Raw genomic sequence first — 16,372 nt, 5'->3', positions numbered from 1 at the left:
GTTATTGCAAGCCGGTCCCCGATTTCAAAACACCGCGCCGGCCAGATTGTCGATCGCGGCCTGCAGGATCAGCGCGGCGGCATGGGCATCGATGCGTTCGGCGCGGCGGGCACGGCTCATGTCCTGGTCGATCATCGCGCGCTCCGCCGCCTTTGTGCTCCAGCGTTCGTCCCACATCAGGATCGGCAGCGCCAGATCGGCCAGATTGCGCGCCATCGCCCGCGCCGCCTGCGCGCGCGGGCTGTCGCTCCCATCCATGTTGAGCGGCAGGCCGATGACCAGCCCGGCCACGCTGCGCGCGGCGACCAACGCGGCGATTTCGGCCTTGTCATCACGGAATTTGCGCCGGATCACGGTATGTGCCGGGCTGGCAAAGCGCCAGCCGGCATCGCACAGCGCCAGCCCGATGGTCTTTGTGCCCGGGTCCAGCCCCATCAGCACGCCGCCCTGGGGCAGTGCTTCACGAAATTCGGGTGCGCGCGTGGTGATCATGTGTCGGAATGCCTTCGCTGCCAGGCGCTGGTGCGCTGTGCCACATCGGCGCGCAGGTTGCGCCAGAACAATGCGTAATCGTGCGCGGTGTAATCGTTGCCCGACAGGATTTCGGCGCCCATATACAGCGGCGCGGTGATCAGCAGCAGACCGCTGGCACGGTCGCAGCGCGCGCCTACCGATGGCCGGACCATGGCGGCCCGGGTGTATTCATCGCCAATCAGCAGGCTGCCGGCATTGGCCGCGACGGGCGCCGCGTCTGCCGCGCCGCCGTTCAGCGGATTGGTGCACAGCGGCGCGTCGTGGCCGATCTGGCCGTCCAGCGCGGGATAATGCGCCGCCAGCAGGTGCACACGTTGCGGATCGGCAGGCCGGGCAAAGCTCATCCACGCCATCACGCAATGCGGCTGATCGGGGCGGGTGCAGCCGGGCAGTCCGGTTTGCGGCTGGTCATGCGCGGGCGAGACCGGCCATCCGGCCAGATAGACCGCGGCAACCCGGTCGGCCACGGGCGTGCCGCGCACCTTATCGCGCAACAGGCGCAGCATGATTAGCGCGCCCTGGCTGTGCCCGGCCAGCACGATTGGTGCTGTGGGGGGGATAGCGCGCAGGAATGCCGCAAATGCCATCGTGGCATCGCCCTCGGCCAGCGCCAGCGCGCGTTGCGAATCCGCGCGGTCGATCAGGAATGTGCCCATCGCCGCCTGCCGATAGCGCGGGGCATAGATCGCCGCTTCGTCGTTGAACACGCTGGCCATCGTGCGCACCGCCAGTTCGGCGCGCATGCGCGAATCCGCGTGGTCCAGCGGCGCGTTCCAGTTGTTACGCCCCAGAAACGTGGTCGGGTGCAGAAAAAACACATAGGCGCGGCCCTGGCGATCATGCCGCACCCCAGGCGGCAGGTATTGCGCCGGATCGTCGGCCCGGTCTGCCGCCACGCGCGGGCCGGCCAGCCACATCGCCGGCGAATCATACGCGGTGGCCGGCAGCGGCGGCAGGCTGACAAAGGCCACGCGCGGCGCCATCAGTATGGGTTCGATCAAGGGCCCGCCCCAGCGCAGCGCCGCCGATTCGATCACGATCAGTGCCACCATCAGGACGGCAAAGCCGACCAGGGCGGATTTCACCGAGGGGATCCCGATCCGGCCGCATCGGCGGCATCATCGACGCGATCGCTGTCGTTGCGGCTGGCCTGGCGCTGCAGCGCGATTTTTACCATCGCCACCAGCGGGTCGGCCAGCACCAGCCCCAGCAGCCCGAACAGCACGCCAAAGATCAGCTGTGCGCCCAGCACCAGCGCGGGCGCCAGATCGGCGGTTTTCTTGGCGACCATCGGCACGACAATGTTGCCATCGACAATCTGCACCACCGCATAGACCACGATGCAATAGATCCCGGTGTTCACCCCGGCGGAAAAGCCGACCATGATCATCAGCCCGCCGGATATGGGCGCACCGATATTGGGCAAAAACGCCAGCAGCCCGGTCAACAGCCCCAGCAGCGCGGCCATCGGCACCCCCCACGCCGACAGCAGCAGCCAGGTTGCCGCGCCTTCGGATGCCATGCCGATCAACCGCCCGAACAACAGCCGGCGCAGCGCACGGCCCATATCGTGCGTGATGCCGTGCCAGTCGTTGCGGGTTTGCGTGGGCAGCAACCAGGCCAGCCCGCGCTGATACAGATCGGGCTCCACCGCGAAATAGATGCCGAGCACGATGATCAGGAAAAACGTCGTAAACCCGCCGAACAGCCCGCCCAGCGCGCGTGTCAGCGGGCCGACACCGCCAGCCAGTTCGCCGGCAATGCGGGTTTCCAGACCCGACATGTCGATGATTTTGGGAAGCAGTCCGTGCGCCCGCGCCAGATCACCCAGGCGTTGCGCCTGGGTCGCGATCAGCCGGGGCAATTCGGTCGCCTGTGCGGCAATCTGGTTGCCGGCAAACATCACCAGCCAGACCACAAATGCCACCGCCGCCAGCAGGACGATCGCGATGCGCACCCCGCGGGGCAGTTGCAGCCGCGCTGGCAGTGCGCGCGCCAGCAGGCGCTGCCCGCCGTCGATCATCGCCGCGAACACGATCCCGCCAAAAATGACGATCAGCGGTTGCGCCAGATAGACCGCCAGCGCGATCAGCGACGCCATGCCCAGCCACACGGCTGCACGTTTCGCCTCTGACCGGACCAGCCCGTCGCGGATGTCGGTTGGCCCGCTGGTCTGGTCCGGCGCAGCAGCGGTATCGTCGGGTGTCATCATCAATGATTCCGGGCTGTTACCATCGGCCGCAGTCTGGTCCACGACCGCCCGCTGCGCAAGGCATTCCACCAGCTCATCGGGTTCCAGGCTTCGGTACCGTCGAATGAAAACGTGATGAATTCGGCGCGGCCGCCGACGCTGGACAGCGGCACCGGCCCGCCCAGGCCCTTTTCCTCGATCGGGGCGCGGCTGTCGGCGGAATGGTCGCGGTTGTCACCCATCAGGAACACGTGGCCCGCCGGCACGCGCGTTTCGGGATAGTTGTCGAGCGGCTGATCGCGGTGGTCGATAATGCGATAGGTCGCGCCGTTGGGCAGGGTTTCGCGAAAGATCGGCAATTCGCAATACATCCGCCCGTCGCTGCTGCGATACCGCAGGCCCGGAAAATCGTCGGGGTCACACGGCTGGTTACGGTCGACCGGCAACATCAGCGGCGCTTCGGGCCGTTGCGCGATGCGCTGGCCGTTCAGGATGATCTGGCCCCCGCTGACCGCGATGCGGTCACCCGGCAGCGCCACCACGCGCTTGATATAATCGTCGTCGCTGTTGGGCGGCACGACGATGACGACGTCGCCATATTCGGGCGTTGCGCCAAACAACCGCAGCGGCGATCGCGGCAGCACGTGGAACGATGCCGATACCCACGACCAGCCATAGGGGTATTTCGACACCACCAGCCGATCGCCCACCAGCAGGTTGGGCATCATCGAAATCGATGGAATATAGAACGGTTTGGCCACCAGGCTGTGGAACGTGACCACTGCCGCCAGCATCAGCGCCAACCCGCGCAGTTCGACCAGCCAGTCCGGCCCGCGTGCATCGGCGGCAGGCGCGGGCACGGGCGCAATATCCGGTGCGGCGGGCGATTCGTCGTGGTTCATGCGCCGGGTGCGGCCTCTGCCGTGGCGCTGGCGCGGGCCTCGATCACCACCAGCGCCTGTGCCCAGGGGTGATCATCGGTCATCGTCAGGTGCACCACCGCGTGGTGCCCGGGCGGGGTGATCGCCTGCAACCGCGCGGCCGCGCCGCCGGTCAGCGCCAGCGTGGGCGCGCCCGATGCGGCGTTGACCACGCCGATATCCTTCATGAACACGCCGCTGCGAAACCCGGTGCCGACCGCTTTGGCAAACGCCTCTTTGGCGGCAAACCGCTTGGCCAGCGTGCCGGCACGGGTGAACGGGCGGCGCGCGGCCTTGGCGCATTCGGTGGCGGTGAACACGCGCGTTTCAAACCGGTTGCCAAACCGGTCGAGCGCGGCCTGAATCCGTTCGATATTGCACAGATCAGACCCCAGCCCGATGATCACCGCGCCTGGTCCATCAGATCGCGCATGTGGCGCACCGCCTGGGCCAGCCCGGTAAAGATCGCCTCACCAATCAGATGGTGCCCGATGTTCAGTTCGGCCAGTTGCGGAATCGCCGCAATCGGCTGCACATTATCATAGGTCAGCCCGTGGCCGGCATGCGGTTCGATCCCGTTGCGCGCCGCCAGCGCCGCCATTTCGGCAATCCGGCGCAATTGCGCGGGCCGTTCGGCCACATCGGCCTCGGCATATTCGCCGGTGTGCAGTTCTACCACCGGCGCGCCCAAGCGGATCGCGGCCTCGATCTGGCGCGGATCAGGCGCGATGAACAGGCTGACGCGGATGCCCGCCGCGCCCAGCTGTGCCACGATCGGCAACAGGCGGTCATATTGCCCGGCGGCATCCAGACCGCCCTCGGTCGTGCGTTCCTCGCGCCGTTCGGGCACGATGCACGCCGCGTGGGGGCGGTATTTCAGCGCGATCGCCACCATTTCCTCGGTCGCGGCCATTTCGAAATTCAGTGGCAGGCCGGTCGCGGCCTGGATGCGCACGATATCATCGTCGCGGATATGGCGCCGGTCCTCGCGCAGATGCGCGGTGATGCCGTCGGCACCGACATCGGCAACGATCTGTGCGGCGCGCACCGGATCGGGATGGTCGCCGCCGCGTGCGTTGCGGACCGTGGCGACATGGTCGATGTTGACCCCCAGCCGCAACCGGCCAAGTCGCAACGGGGACGTGCCCGCATGGGGCGCGTTTGCCGTCATGCAGCGGCTCCGTTCGATTCGGCCCGGCTGCCGGGTTTGATGGCAGGGGTCAGCGCCAGATCGGCCGGCACTTCGTCGGGCGCATACGTCGGGAAATTGAGCGTGATCAGCGGGTGGAACGGCACCCCCAGTTCCACCGTGCCGGCAGACCGGTCGACCAGCGCGGCCGCCGCGATCACCACGCCGCCCGCTTCCTCGATCGCGCGGATGGCTTCGCGGCTGGACAGGCCGGTGGTCACCACATCTTCGACCATCAGCACGCGATCTCCTGGGGTCAGCGTGAAACCCCGGCGCAGTTCGAATGTGCCGGTCGGACGTTCGACAAACAGCGCCTCTACCCCCAGCGCGCGGCCCATTTCATGCCCGATGATCACGCCGCCCATGGCCGGCGACACCACCTTTTGAATCTGCTGGCGCACGTCGCGCGGCAGCGTGGCGGCCAGTGCAGAGGCCAGCCGCGTGGCCCGCATCGGATCCATCAGCACGCGCGCGCATTGCAGGTAGTGCGCGCTGTGACGGCCCGAAGACAACAGGAAGTGCCCTTCAAGCAGGGCGCCACTGGTGCGGAATTCGTTAATGATGTCACTGTCTTGCATGGTCGGTGGGAAACCCTGATGGATCATGTGGTGCCGGGACAACCGATTGCCGCTTCGGCCCGTTCCTGGCAATTGGCATGGTTTGCAAATGGCGCGCCAGCGCGGCGGGGGCAAGCCTTTTTGCATGGCTGTGTAGTCTGTTTTGCCGGTAATCCCTGCGTGGCGCGGGGCATGCGGAAAGCGTTCGGCAGGCGTGCCCGAAAGGGTGCAAAAAATGCCTGTCTAAGTGCTTGAGCCGACTAAATCCCGCGCGTATAGGACCGTCCAATCATACCGATGACACCACACGCATTGCATGCGCGCAAGGGTCGTTTTCAGACCGATGTGCAACGAGGGACGGACCTTCCAACAATGATCATGGCCGAAAATTCCCGTGTCGTGGCAAAGGCTTTCGCAAAGGCGGCAATCGCCGCGGCGTTGCTTTTGGCCCCGGCCATGGTGCTGGCACAGCCCGCACCTGCCGCCGTGGCGGCGAACGCCCCCGCTGCGGCAGCCGATGTGCCTGCCGCCACCCCCGCAGCCCCGGTCGCGGCGGTTTCCGCCGACAAGCAGGCGGTTACCCCCGCTGCCGATGCCTATGTGCCGATGAAACCGACCCCGGGCAAAGGGCAGCCGACTGCGGGCGCCTATGGGTTTCAGGACCAGTATTCCCCCACCGGCAAAGAAGCGCTGCTGATGCACAACGCTTTGCTGATGCCGGTGATCACCGCGGTTTCTCTGCTTGTGCTTGGCCTGCTGATGTATGTGGTGGCGCGGTTCAACCGCCGTGCCAATCCGGTGGCATCCAAAACCAGCCACAACACCATGATCGAAGTGGTGTGGACGCTGTTGCCGGTGCTGATCCTGGTGGTGATCGCGGTCCCGTCGATCCGCCTGCTGGCGCATCAGTACAAGGCGCCGGCCAAGGGCGCGGTTACGGTCAAGGTGACCGGGTACCAGTGGTATTGGGGTTACGGCTATCCCGACAACGGCGGTTTCGAAGTGATTTCGAACATCCTGTCGGACGATGATGCGATCAAGCGCGGTGAAATGCCGCAGCTGGCCGCGGATAACCGCATGGTCGTTCCCGCCGGCGAAGACATCCGCATCCAGACCACCGGTTCGGATGTGATCCATTCGTTCTCGGTTCCGTCGCTGTGGTTCAAACTTGACGCGATCCCGGGCCGGATCAACGAACGCGTGATGCATATCGACGAACCGGGCGTCTATTATGGCCAGTGTTCGGAACTGTGCGGTGTTCGCCACGGTTACATGCCGATCGTGGTCGAGGCTCTGCCCCGTCCCAAGTTCGAAGCCTGGGTAAAGGCCCAGGGCGGCACGGTAGGCGCGCCTGCCGCTGCGGCCAAGACCGCCGCAGCGTCTGGCACCACTGCCAAGCCTGCCGCCTGACGTAACACTTTCAGATCAAGGGTCGCATTTTCATGGCCAGTATTCCTGCCGATCACGAAACCTTCGACGCGCATCACGATGCGCACGATCACAAGCCGGCGTTTTTCGCGCGCTGGTTCATGTCGACCAACCACAAGGACATCGGCACGATGTACCTGATCTTTGCGATTTTCGCAGGGGTCATCGGTGGTGCGGTGTCGGGCATCATGCGTGCGGAACTGATGCACCCCGGTATCCAGTACCTGGGTGCGGTGGCATCGTTTCTGGGTGAAAAGAACCCCAGCTTTGACCAGCAGCTGCACCTGTGGAACGTGCTGATCACGGCCCACGGCCTGATCATGGTGTTCTTCATGGTCATGCCCGCGCTGATCGGCGGGTTTGGCAACTGGTTCGTGCCGATCATGATCGGCGCGCCCGACATGGCCTTTCCGCGCATGAACAACATTTCGTTCTGGCTGACGGTTGCCGGGTTCCTGTCGCTGATGTTTTCGGCGTTCGTGCCGGGCGGCGTTGGCAATGGCGCCGGCACCGGCTGGACGGTCTATGCCCCGCTGTCGACCAGCGGCTCGGTCGGGCCGGCAGTCGATTTCGCGATCTTCTCGCTCCACCTCGCGGGTGCGGGTTCGATCCTGGGTGCAGTCAACTTCATCACCACCATTTTCAACATGCGCGCGCCGGGGATGACCCTGCACCGCATGCCGTTGTTCGTGTGGTCGGTGCTGGTCACCGCGTTCCTGCTGTTGCTGGCACTGCCGGTGCTGGCGGCGGCGATCACCATGCTGATCACCGATCGCAATTTCCACACCACATTCTTTGACCCGGCCGGCGGCGGTGATCCGGTGCTGTATCAGCATCTGTTCTGGTTCTTTGGCCACCCCGAAGTCTACATCATGATCCTGCCCGGATTTGGCATCATCAGCCAGATCATCTCGACCTTTTCGAAAAAGCCGGTGTTTGGCTATCTCGGCATGGCCTATGCCATGGTCGCGATCGGGGTGGTGGGCTTCATCGTGTGGGCCCATCACATGTACACCACCGGGCTCGACGTCGACACCAAGATGTATTTCACCGCCGCGACGATGGTCATCGCAGTGCCCACCGGCATCAAGATCTTTTCGTGGATCGCGACGATGTGGGGCGGTTCGATCGAATTCAAATCGCCAATGGTCTGGGCGATCGGGTTCATCTTTCTGTTCACCGTCGGCGGTGTGACCGGGGTGGTGCTGGCCAATGGCGGCATCGATGACAACCTGCAGGACACGTATTACGTGGTGGCGCATTTCCACTATGTGCTGTCGCTGGGTGCGGTCACCTCGCTGTTCGCCGGGTTCTTTTACTGGTTCCCCAAGATGAGCGGCCGCTGGCACAGCGAATTCCTGTCGCACGTGCAGTTCTATATCTTCTTCGTCGGCGTGAACCTGATCTTCTTCCCGATGCACTTCCTGGGTACGCAGGGCATGCCGCGCCGCATCCCCAACTACGCGCCGGTGTACGAACACTGGAACGAAGTGGCGACGATCGGCTATATGGTGATGTCGGTCAGCATGGTCGTGTTCTTCATCAACATTGGCTACGCGCTGATGTTCGGCCGCAAGGCAGAGGGCAACTATTGGGGCGAAGGCGCGACCACGCTCGAATGGACGCTGTCCTCACCCCCGCCGTTCCACCAGTTTGAAACGCTGCCGGTGATCGACGCTGCCGCAACGCACTGATCGACCACGCGCAGAATTGGAATACCAGACACCCCGGCCCTTGCGGTCGGGGTGTTTTGCATGGTCGGGTCTGTTTCCATGCGTCAGCGAAACTGTTAAGTGGTCGGTTAACAGCCGATGGGGGATTGCGTAATGCCTGAACTGCAGCATTTCGATGTCGGTGACGTAACCTTGCGCGCGGCAGTCGCAGGCAGCGGGCCGCTGGTGATCATGGTCCACGGCTTTCCCGAAAGCTGGTATTCGTGGCGGCACCAGATCGGCCCGCTGGCCGCAGCCGGGTTTACCGTCGCGGCGATCGATGTGCGCGGTTATGGCGGGTCGGATAAACCCCACGATGTCGGTGCCTATGCCATGGAGCACCTCGTTGGTGATCTGGTGGGGCTGAAAGCCGTGCTGTCGCCTGATGCTCCCGCCATTCTAGTTGGGCACGATTGGGGCGCGCCGATCGTGTGGAATTCCGCCTATGTGCGCCCCGATCTGTTCCGCGCCGTGGCCGGGCTGTCGGTGCCGTTTGCGGGCATGCCAACGCGGCCGTTCACCGACATTTTTCGCGAAAAGTTCACGTCGCAGGGCGTGTTTTTCTATCAGGAGTATTTTCAGCAGCCAGGCCGGGCAGAGGCGGAGCTGGAGCCCGATTTGCGCCGGTTCCTGACGCTGTTCCTGACCTCGATCGGGGGTGAGGCGCCGGCCGATGCCTGGGCGCCCAAGCCGGTGGATGCGCTGCTGCTGGATGGATTGCCCATGCCGCCCGCGCTGCCCGCGTGGCTGACCGAGGCCGATCTGGATTTTTACGCTGCCGAATTCGGTGGATCAGGCCTGCGCGGTCCGCTCAACCGCTATCGCAACCACGAAGCCGATTTCGCCTGGCTGTCGCAATTTGCCGGGCGCACGCTCGATGCCCCCGCGCTGTATATTGGCGGGACGCGCGACCCCGCCAGCACGCTGTTTGGCCAGATTACCGATCCGGTGGCGATGATGCGGCACTTCGCCCCCGGGGTCGAAGGCCACATGCTGGACGGTTGCGGGCACTGGACCCAGCAGGAGCGCCCGGAAGAGGTTACACGCCTGCTGCTGGACTGGCTTGGTCGGCTGGATTGATCAGGCCTGCGCGCGGATCAATTCAGCCAGCTGGCCAGCCAGTCGGCCAGCGCCTGCGGGGTCATGGTACGCGCATCGGCCAGTGCCGCGGTGTGCCCGGCATTGATCAGCTTATCCGCGCGCGGTTCGATCACCAGCAGCGAAGGTACCCCCTGCAACCGTCCGGTCACGCCATAGTGCGCGGGGATCTGGCCGTTCTTGTCAAACCGGCCAACATCGACCGTGACCAGCTCGTAATGGCTGGCGACAAAGCGTTTGAGCGCGGGGGTTTCGATGGTGCCCGACAGAATGCGGCAATCGGGGCACCAGTTGCCGCCAAGATCGATCAGCAGCAGCTTGTGCCCGGCAATCGCGCGCTGGCGCGCCTCGGCCACGGCGCGGTCGGCATTGGCGGTGGTGTCATAGGGCAGCGGCAGCGGCTGGGCCAGCTGTTCAAAACTGGTTATGCCGATTTGCGGCGCGGGCACGCCGGCCCGTGCGGTCGGAATGCCCGCCGCCAGCGCGATCGCGGCCATGGCAACGGTGGCGAATCGGTGCGAAAAGCGGTTCACGGGACTATTCTCCATCATTTTGATTGGGTTTAATTGCTGTCATAGCCCCAAATTGCACCAATGCCAGCCATGACCTGGGCACCGCTTTCGCTTTCCCTGCGTGCCAAGCGTCATTATAGGGCGCCCTTGTGAACACTGCCACCCCCCCAACGCCGACCGCCCTGGCGCTCGATGCCGACTGGCGCGATTTTTTTGCGCTGACCAAGCCGCGCGTGATGACGCTGGTAATCTTCACCGCGGTATGCGGCATGCTGGCAGCGCCCGGATCGCTCAACCCGGTGCTGGCGTTTACCGCCATCCTGTGCATCGCGGTGGGGGCGGGCGGTTCCGCCGCGCTCAACATGTGGTGGGAGGCTGATCTTGACGCCGGGATGAAGCGCACGCGCCATCGCCCGGTGCCGTCGGGGCGGATGGAGGCGACCTCTGCGCGTGATTTCGGCTTTTTCCTGTCGGGCGCGTCGGTGGTGACCATGGGGCTGGCGATCGGCTGGCTGGCGGCGGCGATCCTGGCCGGATCGATCTTTTATTATGCCTATGTCTACACCGTCTGGCTGAAACCGCGCACCCCGCAGAACATCGTGATCGGTGGCGGGGCCGGGGCGTTTCCGCCGCTGATCGGGTGGGTCGCGGTCACCGGGCATATCACGCTGATGCCGGTGCTGCTGTTCCTGATCATCTTTATGTGGACCCCGCCGCACTTCTGGGCACTCGCGCTGTTTGTGCAGACCGATTACGCCAAAGTCGGTATTCCGATGATGCCGGTGGTTGCCGGTGAACGGTCGACGCGGTTGCAGATCCTGGCCTATGCCGTGGTGCTGTTGCCGCTGACGCTGCTGCCGTGGTGGCTGGGCTATACCGGCCATGTCTATGGCATGGCGGCGCTGGCGCTGGGGCTGGTGTTTGTGGCGCTGTCGGCCAAAGTCGGCCTGCGGCACAGGGCGGATCAGGGCGATACGATGAAGCCGGAAAAGCGGCTGTTCGCCTATTCGATCCTGTATTTGTTTATCCTGTTTGCCATGCTGGTGGTTGACCGCGTGGCCACCGCTTATGGAGTTTGAGCCATGTCGCAGCCTGTGACGCCCCCGCAACCCGCACCGCGCCCGATGACCCCGGCCGAATTGGCGGCCTATCGCGCGCGTCAGCAATCGCGCAGCCGCGCGCTGGCGGTGGTGCTGGTGCTGATCGTGATCCTGTTTTTCGCGATCACGCTGGTCAAACTGCGTGAAGAGGCGGCGCGCCATCGGCCAGTGTCCGCCGCTGCCGCGCCAGTCGCCCCTGCCACGGCGGCCCCAACGGGAACGCACTGACCATGGCCACCCAGCCGGGCAGCATCGTCAACGCCAACCGCCGGGTCGGGCTGATGGCCGGCGCGGTGGCGCTGGCCATGCTGGGGCTGGGCTATGCCTCGGTGCCATTGTATCGCCTGTTTTGCCAGGCAACCGGGTTCAACGGCACCACCCAGCGATCGACCGCAGAACAGGCAGCGGGGGTGCGCGCCACCGGTCGCCCGATCACCATCCGCTTTGACGCCAATGTCGCCCCCGGCATGAAATGGGTGTTCCGCCCCGAAGCGGTGACGCAGGATGGCCATATCGGCGAACGCAAGATGGCGGTGTTCTATGCCAAGAACATCAGTGATCATGCGATCGTCGGCCACGCGGTGTTCAACGTCACGCCCGAACAAACCGGCGCCTATTTTCACAAGATCCAGTGTTTCTGTTTCAACAACCAGCGGCTTGAGGCCGGGCAGGAAGTGCGCATGCCGGTGATCTATTACGTCGATCCCGACATGCTGAAAGACGCCAACGCCCGCAGTGTCGATGAAATCACGCTGTCCTATACCTTCTTGCCGGCCGCCGACGCAAAAGGGTGAATTTGGCCCTCAAAAAGCCGTGTTAAGGCGCGAATACCGGCTGGACCGGCTGACGCAGGTTCGCTAAGCGTCTGGCCAATCGCTGGGGGGGCATATGCTTTTCCACCAACTGCAATCCTGATTTTTCGGGGGATTTAGACGATCATGGCCGGCGCCAAGAACCACGATTACCACATTCTGCCGCCCGATATCTGGCCGTTTGTCGGCGCGATGTCGGCGCTGACCATGACCAGCGGCGGGGTGCTGTACATGCATTCGCTGCCGGGCGGCGTGACCATCGCGCTGCTCGGGCTGGGCGGGGTTTTGCTCACCATGTTTTCGTGGTGGGGCAAGGTGATCAACGAAGCGCACCAGGGGCATCATACGCCGGTGGTGCAGCTGCACCAGCGCTATGGCATGATCCTGTTCATCGCGTCAGAAGTGATGTTCTTTGTCGGCTGGTTCTGGGCGTTTTTCGATTTTTCGCTGTTCCCGTCGAAAATCGCGACCGAGGTGATCGGCGGCCAGTGGCCGCCCAAGGCGGTCGAAGCGGTGATGAACGCATTCGACCTGCCGCTGCTCAACACGTTGATCCTGCTGTGTTCGGGCACCACGCTGACCTGGGCGCACCACGCGCTGGTCACCGGCAACCGCCGCGACATGAAGCTGGGGCTGTGGGCGACGATCGTGCTGGGCGCGCTGTTCAGCATGATCCAGGCCTATGAATACGCGCATGCGCCGTTCGCCTTTGGCAAGCACACTTATGGTTCGTCGTTTTACATGGCGACGGGTTTTCACGGGTTCCACGTGATCATCGGCACGATCTTTTTGATCATCTGCCTGATCCGCGCCTATCAGATGCATTTCACCCCGCGCCAGCATTTCGGTTTCGAAGCGGCGGCGTGGTACTGGCACTTCGTCGATGTGGTCTGGCTGTTCCTGTTCGTGGCAATCTACGTATGGGGCAACTGGGGTGCCACAGTGGAGTGAAGCCGGCCGGCGAACCTTCGTCCATTGCAGGGCAGCCCGGGATCGTCCGGGCTGCCCTTTTCGCATTGTGCCCCCGCTGCGGCGCGACCGGGTTGTTTGCCGCGCCGGCCATGTTTGCCCCAAAATGTCGGCTGTGCGGGTGCGAATTTGCATCGCACGAGCTGGGTCCGCGCGGGTTGTATGTGGTGATCGCACCGCTGATCATCGGGCTGGTCTGTGCCGCGCTGTGGCTGGATGAAACGTTGCGGCCGCCGCTATGGCTGCACGCGCTGATCTGGCCGCCGCTGGTCGCGCTGGTGGTGGTGGCTGCGATGCGGCTGGCAAAGGTCGCGTGGCTGACCAGCCGGATCAACAGGGAAGCTGAATGATGCGTCGTCCGCCTGTGTTTGCAACGCTGCTGGTCCTGCTGGCGGTGGCCACGATGATCGGTTTTGGCATGTGGCAATTGCGCCGGCTGGCGTGGAAACAGGATATCCTGGCGCGCTATGCCGCCGCCGAAGCGATGCCCGCACCACTGCCGATTGCGGGCGCGACGATGCCCGCCAATGCCGCCTATCGCCATGTGGTGTGGGATTGCCCCGCGCCCGGCCCCGACCAGGTGGTGGGCGGGTCCAACGCTGCCGGGCGTTCGGGGTGGGTGCACGCGGTCACGTGCCGCCACCAGGCTGACGGCGTGACGACGGTGGTGCCCGTGGTGATCGGCTGGTCGCTGGGCATCGTCCCGGTGCAATGGGCGGGCGGTGCCATTGTTGGCGTCGCGGTGCCGGGGCCGAAATCGGGGGTGGTGCTGCCGGCTGCCGGGCCAACATCGCACAATCTGGATTGGCATATCATCGCCGATCCGCCGCTGGCCGGGCTGGCCGCCAATGCCCGGCCCGATCCCGCGACGATCCCCAACAACCATCTGTCCTATGCAGTGCAGTGGTTCCTGTTCGCTGCGACCGCGCTGATCATCTATGCTCTGGCGCTGCGCCGCCGCTGACGGTTGCCATGCACGGCGCTGGCGGCTAGGCGCGCGGGTGCATCACACGGGGTTTGGCGATGATCTATGTCAGCACACGCGGCAGCGCGCCCGCGCTTGATTTCGAAGGGGTGACCCTGGCGGGCCTGGCCAGCGATGGCGGGCTGTATGTGCCGCAAAGCTGGCCACGGTTTTCGTCCGAAGAGATCGCCGCGATGGCCGGGCTGCCTTATGCGCAACTGGCGCAGCGGGTGATGCAGCCGTTCGTCGGTGACAGCCTGACGCCCGATCGGCTGCTGGAACTGACCACCGCCGCCTATGGCCGGTTTTCGCACCCGGCGGTGACCCCGCTCAAACAGTTTGATGAACAGCACTGGCTGCTGGAACTGTTTCACGGCCCCACGCTGGCGTTCAAGGATGTCGCGCTGCAATTGCTGGGGCTGCTGTTTGAAGAATTTCTGGGCCGGCGCGATGACCATCTGACGATTGTCGGCGCGACCTCGGGCGATACCGGTTCGGCCGCGATCGACGCGGTCGCCGGCCGTGCCAAGGTCGATATTTTCATGATCCACCCGCATGGCCGGGTCAGCGATGTGCAGCGCCGGCAGATGACCACCGTGCTGGCGCCCAATGTCTACAACATCGCCATCGACGGCAGTTTTGACGATGCCCAGGCGATGGTGAAGCGGATGTTCAACGACACCGCGGTCACCGGCCGGTTCGGCATTGCCGCGGTCAATTCGATCAACTGGGCGCGGCTGATGGCGCAAGTGGTGTATTATTTCGCGGCCGCGCTGCAACTGGGCGCACCGCAGCGCAAAGTGGCGTTTTCGGTGCCGACCGGCAATTTTGGCGATGTGTTCGCCGGTCACGTTGCCGCGCAGATGGGCTTGCCGATCGAACGGCTGATCGTCGCCACCAACATCAACGATATCCTGCACCGCGCGCTGTCGACCGGCGATTATTCCGCCGGGTCGGTCACGCCCACCGCCGCGCCATCGATGGATATCCAGGTGTCGTCGAATTTCGAACGCCTGCTGTTCGATGCCGGCGGGCGCGATGGTGCCGCGCTGGCAGCGCAGATGGCGCAGTTTGAAAAGACCCGTGCACTGCACCTGACCAACGCCCAGTCCACACACGCCGCGCACTGGCTGACCAGCGCGCGCGTCGATGCCCAGGGCATGATCGCGGCGCAACGCTGGGCCTATCACGCCTGTGGCGAAGTGATCGACCCGCATACGGCCATCGCGCTGCAGGCGGCGCGGGCCGCGCCAGACTTGCCCGCCGGCGTGCCGCTGGTCACGCTGGCCACCGCGCATCCCGCGAAATTCGGCGATGCGGTTGAGGCCGCGATCGGGCTGCGCCCGGCCTTGCCCGATCGCGTGGGCGATCTGTTTGACCGCGCCGAACGCTATGACCGCCTGCCAGGCGATTATGATGCAGTGCGCGAATATGTCACCACGCGCGCAACCCCGCGCAACGCCTGATGGCCAGTCTGGTGCTCCAGCCCCGGTTGATGATCGGCGAGGGGTGGGACAATTTTGCGCTGATCGATTCGGGCCACGGGCGCAAACTGGAAAGCTATGGCCCGTACCGGTTCATCCGCCCCGAACCGCAGGCGATGTGGGCGCCGCGCCACGCCGATTGGGTGGCCGACGCCGAATTTATCCCGGGTTCTGACGAGGATGGCGGCGGGCGCTGGCATTTCACCACGCCGGTGCCGCGCGACGGGTGGCCGCTGGCGCGCGGGGATGTGCGGTTTACCGCCAGTTGCACGCCGTTTCGCCATCTGGGGTTCTTTCCCGACATGGCCCCGGTGTGGGACTGGATGGGCGCGCAGCTGGCCGGGCGCGATGATGCGGCCACGCTCAACCTGTTCGGCTATACCGGGGTGGGCACGCTGGCGCTGTCGCAATTCGGGCCGGTGACGCATGTCGATGCATCAAAGAAATCGGTGGCGCAGGCGCGCGCCAATGCCACGCTGTCGCGCATGGATGACCGCCCGGTGCGTTGGATTGTCGATGATGCGGGCAAATTTGCCGCGCGTGAGGTGCGCCGCGGGCGGCGCTATGATGGCATTATCCTCGATCCGCCCAAATTCGGGCGCGGGCCCGAAGGCGAAGTGTGGCGGCTGGAGGATGGCTTGCCCGGGCTGATTGCCGATTGCGCGCAACTGCTGGATGCCAACAGCCGGTTCCTGTTTCTGACGGTCTATGCCGTGCGGATGTCGTCGCTGGCGCTGGCCGGGCTGATGGCAGAGGCGCTGGCGCCACTGGGCGGCACGATTGAACATGGCGATCTGGCGATTGCCGAATCGGGGGAACATGGCCGCGTTTTGCCCACCGCGATCTTTGCGCGCTGGTCCGGGGCAGGCGATTAAAGGAAGTTATGATGACCGTGATTACCG

General features: G+C 64.7%; 19 protein-coding genes. 11 read left to right on the top strand and 8 right to left on the bottom strand.

Annotation, left to right across the window (positions count from 1 at the left end):
* Positions 1-24: 24 nt before the first annotated feature.
* Genes ruvX through pyrE form a run of 7 tightly spaced genes read right to left on the bottom strand, consistent with a single transcriptional unit; the run spans position 25 to position 5,412 of the window.
* Complete coding sequence (gene ruvX, locus ABWP89_RS13075) at positions 25-492, bottom strand: Holliday junction resolvase RuvX (protein WP_353229790.1); 468 nt, start codon at positions 490-492, stop codon at positions 25-27.
* On the bottom strand, positions 489-1,619 hold the full coding sequence (locus tag ABWP89_RS13070; RefSeq protein WP_353229788.1) for a DUF3089 domain-containing protein: 1,131 nt from the start codon (positions 1,617-1,619) through the stop codon (positions 489-491). Before ABWP89_RS13070 ends, ruvX begins: the two co-directional genes overlap by 4 nt.
* Positions 1,616-2,746 carry an AI-2E family transporter gene (locus ABWP89_RS13065; RefSeq protein WP_353229787.1) on the bottom strand — a complete coding sequence of 377 codons (1,131 nt, stop codon included), beginning with the start codon at positions 2,744-2,746 and terminating at the stop codon, positions 1,616-1,618. The genes ABWP89_RS13070 and ABWP89_RS13065 overlap by 4 nt, the downstream gene beginning before the upstream one ends.
* Positions 2,746-3,627: a signal peptidase I gene (gene lepB / locus ABWP89_RS13060; protein WP_353229786.1), complete on the bottom strand. Its 882-nt coding sequence runs from the start codon at positions 3,625-3,627 to the stop codon at positions 2,746-2,748. The genes ABWP89_RS13065 and lepB overlap by 1 nt, the downstream gene beginning before the upstream one ends.
* On the bottom strand, positions 3,624-4,052 hold the full coding sequence (gene acpS, locus ABWP89_RS13055) for a holo-ACP synthase (protein WP_353229785.1): 429 nt from the start codon (positions 4,050-4,052) through the stop codon (positions 3,624-3,626). The genes lepB and acpS overlap by 4 nt, the downstream gene beginning before the upstream one ends.
* The gene (locus tag ABWP89_RS13050; RefSeq protein WP_353229783.1) at positions 4,049-4,816 is read right to left on the bottom strand and encodes a pyridoxine 5'-phosphate synthase; all 768 of its coding nucleotides are present in this window, start codon (positions 4,814-4,816) and stop codon (positions 4,049-4,051) included. Before ABWP89_RS13050 ends, acpS begins: the two co-directional genes overlap by 4 nt.
* Positions 4,813-5,412: an orotate phosphoribosyltransferase gene (pyrE, locus tag ABWP89_RS13045; protein WP_353229781.1), complete on the bottom strand. Its 600-nt coding sequence runs from the start codon at positions 5,410-5,412 to the stop codon at positions 4,813-4,815. The genes ABWP89_RS13050 and pyrE overlap by 4 nt, the downstream gene beginning before the upstream one ends.
* Before the next feature lie 351 nt (positions 5,413-5,763).
* On the opposite strand from pyrE, the gene coxB reads away from it, so the two are divergent.
* The 3 genes from coxB to ABWP89_RS13030 all read left to right on the top strand — a co-directional run bounded on the left by coxB (position 5,764) and on the right by ABWP89_RS13030 (position 9,611).
* Positions 5,764-6,801, top strand: coding sequence for a cytochrome c oxidase subunit II (coxB, locus tag ABWP89_RS13040; RefSeq protein WP_353229780.1), 1,038 nt, complete (start codon positions 5,764-5,766; stop codon positions 6,799-6,801).
* 32 nt (positions 6,802-6,833) lie between these two features.
* Positions 6,834-8,513, top strand: coding sequence for a cytochrome c oxidase subunit I (ctaD, locus tag ABWP89_RS13035; RefSeq protein WP_353229779.1), 1,680 nt, complete (start codon positions 6,834-6,836; stop codon positions 8,511-8,513).
* Between the two features lie 132 nt (positions 8,514-8,645).
* Positions 8,646-9,611, top strand: coding sequence for an alpha/beta fold hydrolase (locus ABWP89_RS13030; RefSeq protein WP_353229778.1), 966 nt, complete (start codon positions 8,646-8,648; stop codon positions 9,609-9,611).
* 17 nt (positions 9,612-9,628) lie between these two features.
* Here the strand turns inward: ABWP89_RS13030 and ABWP89_RS13025 are convergent, their stop codons facing one another.
* A complete protein-coding gene (locus tag ABWP89_RS13025; protein WP_353229825.1) occupies positions 9,629-10,126 on the bottom strand; it encodes a thioredoxin family protein in 498 nt (165 codons plus the stop codon).
* Positions 10,127-10,290: 164 nt separating this feature from the next.
* On the opposite strand from ABWP89_RS13025, the gene ABWP89_RS13020 reads away from it, so the two are divergent.
* From ABWP89_RS13020 to ABWP89_RS12985, 8 genes are all read left to right on the top strand, one after another.
* Positions 10,291-11,220 (top strand): heme o synthase, encoded by a 930-nt coding sequence (locus ABWP89_RS13020; RefSeq protein ID WP_353229776.1) that lies wholly within the window; start codon positions 10,291-10,293, stop codon positions 11,218-11,220.
* Positions 11,221-11,223: 3 nt separating this feature from the next.
* Positions 11,224-11,469: a cytochrome c oxidase system small membrane protein gene (locus ABWP89_RS13015; protein WP_353229775.1), complete on the top strand. Its 246-nt coding sequence runs from the start codon at positions 11,224-11,226 to the stop codon at positions 11,467-11,469.
* Between the two features lie 2 nt (positions 11,470-11,471).
* Complete coding sequence (locus ABWP89_RS13010; RefSeq protein ID WP_353229773.1) at positions 11,472-12,035, top strand: cytochrome c oxidase assembly protein; 564 nt, start codon at positions 11,472-11,474, stop codon at positions 12,033-12,035.
* A 144-nt stretch (positions 12,036-12,179) separates the two neighbouring features.
* Positions 12,180-13,004: a cytochrome c oxidase subunit 3 gene (locus tag ABWP89_RS13005; RefSeq protein ID WP_353229772.1), complete on the top strand. Its 825-nt coding sequence runs from the start codon at positions 12,180-12,182 to the stop codon at positions 13,002-13,004.
* The gene (locus tag ABWP89_RS13000; protein WP_353229770.1) at positions 12,974-13,372 is read left to right on the top strand and encodes a DUF983 domain-containing protein; all 399 of its coding nucleotides are present in this window, start codon (positions 12,974-12,976) and stop codon (positions 13,370-13,372) included. The genes ABWP89_RS13005 and ABWP89_RS13000 overlap by 31 nt, the downstream gene beginning before the upstream one ends.
* Positions 13,372-13,986: an SURF1 family protein gene (locus ABWP89_RS12995; RefSeq protein ID WP_353229769.1), complete on the top strand. Its 615-nt coding sequence runs from the start codon at positions 13,372-13,374 to the stop codon at positions 13,984-13,986. The genes ABWP89_RS13000 and ABWP89_RS12995 overlap by 1 nt, the downstream gene beginning before the upstream one ends.
* Positions 13,987-14,045: 59 nt before the next feature.
* Complete coding sequence (gene thrC / locus ABWP89_RS12990; protein ID WP_353229767.1) at positions 14,046-15,452, top strand: threonine synthase; 1,407 nt, start codon at positions 14,046-14,048, stop codon at positions 15,450-15,452.
* Complete coding sequence (locus ABWP89_RS12985) at positions 15,452-16,345, top strand: class I SAM-dependent rRNA methyltransferase (protein ID WP_353229765.1); 894 nt, start codon at positions 15,452-15,454, stop codon at positions 16,343-16,345. Before thrC ends, ABWP89_RS12985 begins: the two co-directional genes overlap by 1 nt.
* Positions 16,346-16,372: the final 27 nt, after the last annotated feature.

It is taken from the genome of Novosphingobium sp. (assembly GCF_040398825.1).
GTDB lineage: Bacteria > Pseudomonadota > Alphaproteobacteria > Sphingomonadales > Sphingomonadaceae > Novosphingobium.
Note: the sequence above shows the minus strand (reverse complement) of the source record. Positions and strands in the feature narration are given on the sequence as shown.

Coding starts and splice junctions, on each gene's coding strand:
- ruvX (WP_353229790.1), bottom strand. CDS start 492: ATGATCACCACGCGCGCACCCGAATTTCGTGAAGCACTGCCCCAGGGC.
- ABWP89_RS13065 (WP_353229787.1), bottom strand. CDS start 2,746: ATGATGACACCCGACGATACCGCTGCTGCGCCGGACCAGACCAGCGGG.
- lepB (WP_353229786.1), bottom strand. CDS start 3,627: ATGAACCACGACGAATCGCCCGCCGCACCGGATATTGCGCCCGTGCCC.
- ABWP89_RS13050 (WP_353229783.1), bottom strand. CDS start 4,816: ATGACGGCAAACGCGCCCCATGCGGGCACGTCCCCGTTGCGACTTGGC.
- pyrE (WP_353229781.1), bottom strand. CDS start 5,412: ATGCAAGACAGTGACATCATTAACGAATTCCGCACCAGTGGCGCCCTG.
- coxB (WP_353229780.1), top strand. CDS start 5,764: ATGATCATGGCCGAAAATTCCCGTGTCGTGGCAAAGGCTTTCGCAAAG.
- ctaD (WP_353229779.1), top strand. CDS start 6,834: ATGGCCAGTATTCCTGCCGATCACGAAACCTTCGACGCGCATCACGAT.
- ABWP89_RS13030 (WP_353229778.1), top strand. CDS start 8,646: ATGCCTGAACTGCAGCATTTCGATGTCGGTGACGTAACCTTGCGCGCG.
- ABWP89_RS13025 (WP_353229825.1), bottom strand. CDS start 10,126: ATGGCCGCGATCGCGCTGGCGGCGGGCATTCCGACCGCACGGGCCGGC.
- ABWP89_RS13015 (WP_353229775.1), top strand. CDS start 11,224: ATGTCGCAGCCTGTGACGCCCCCGCAACCCGCACCGCGCCCGATGACC.
- ABWP89_RS13010 (WP_353229773.1), top strand. CDS start 11,472: ATGGCCACCCAGCCGGGCAGCATCGTCAACGCCAACCGCCGGGTCGGG.
- ABWP89_RS13005 (WP_353229772.1), top strand. CDS start 12,180: ATGGCCGGCGCCAAGAACCACGATTACCACATTCTGCCGCCCGATATC.
- ABWP89_RS13000 (WP_353229770.1), top strand. CDS start 12,974: ATGGGGCAACTGGGGTGCCACAGTGGAGTGAAGCCGGCCGGCGAACCT.
- ABWP89_RS12995 (WP_353229769.1), top strand. CDS start 13,372: ATGCGTCGTCCGCCTGTGTTTGCAACGCTGCTGGTCCTGCTGGCGGTG.
- thrC (WP_353229767.1), top strand. CDS start 14,046: ATGATCTATGTCAGCACACGCGGCAGCGCGCCCGCGCTTGATTTCGAA.
- ABWP89_RS12985 (WP_353229765.1), top strand. CDS start 15,452: ATGGCCAGTCTGGTGCTCCAGCCCCGGTTGATGATCGGCGAGGGGTGG.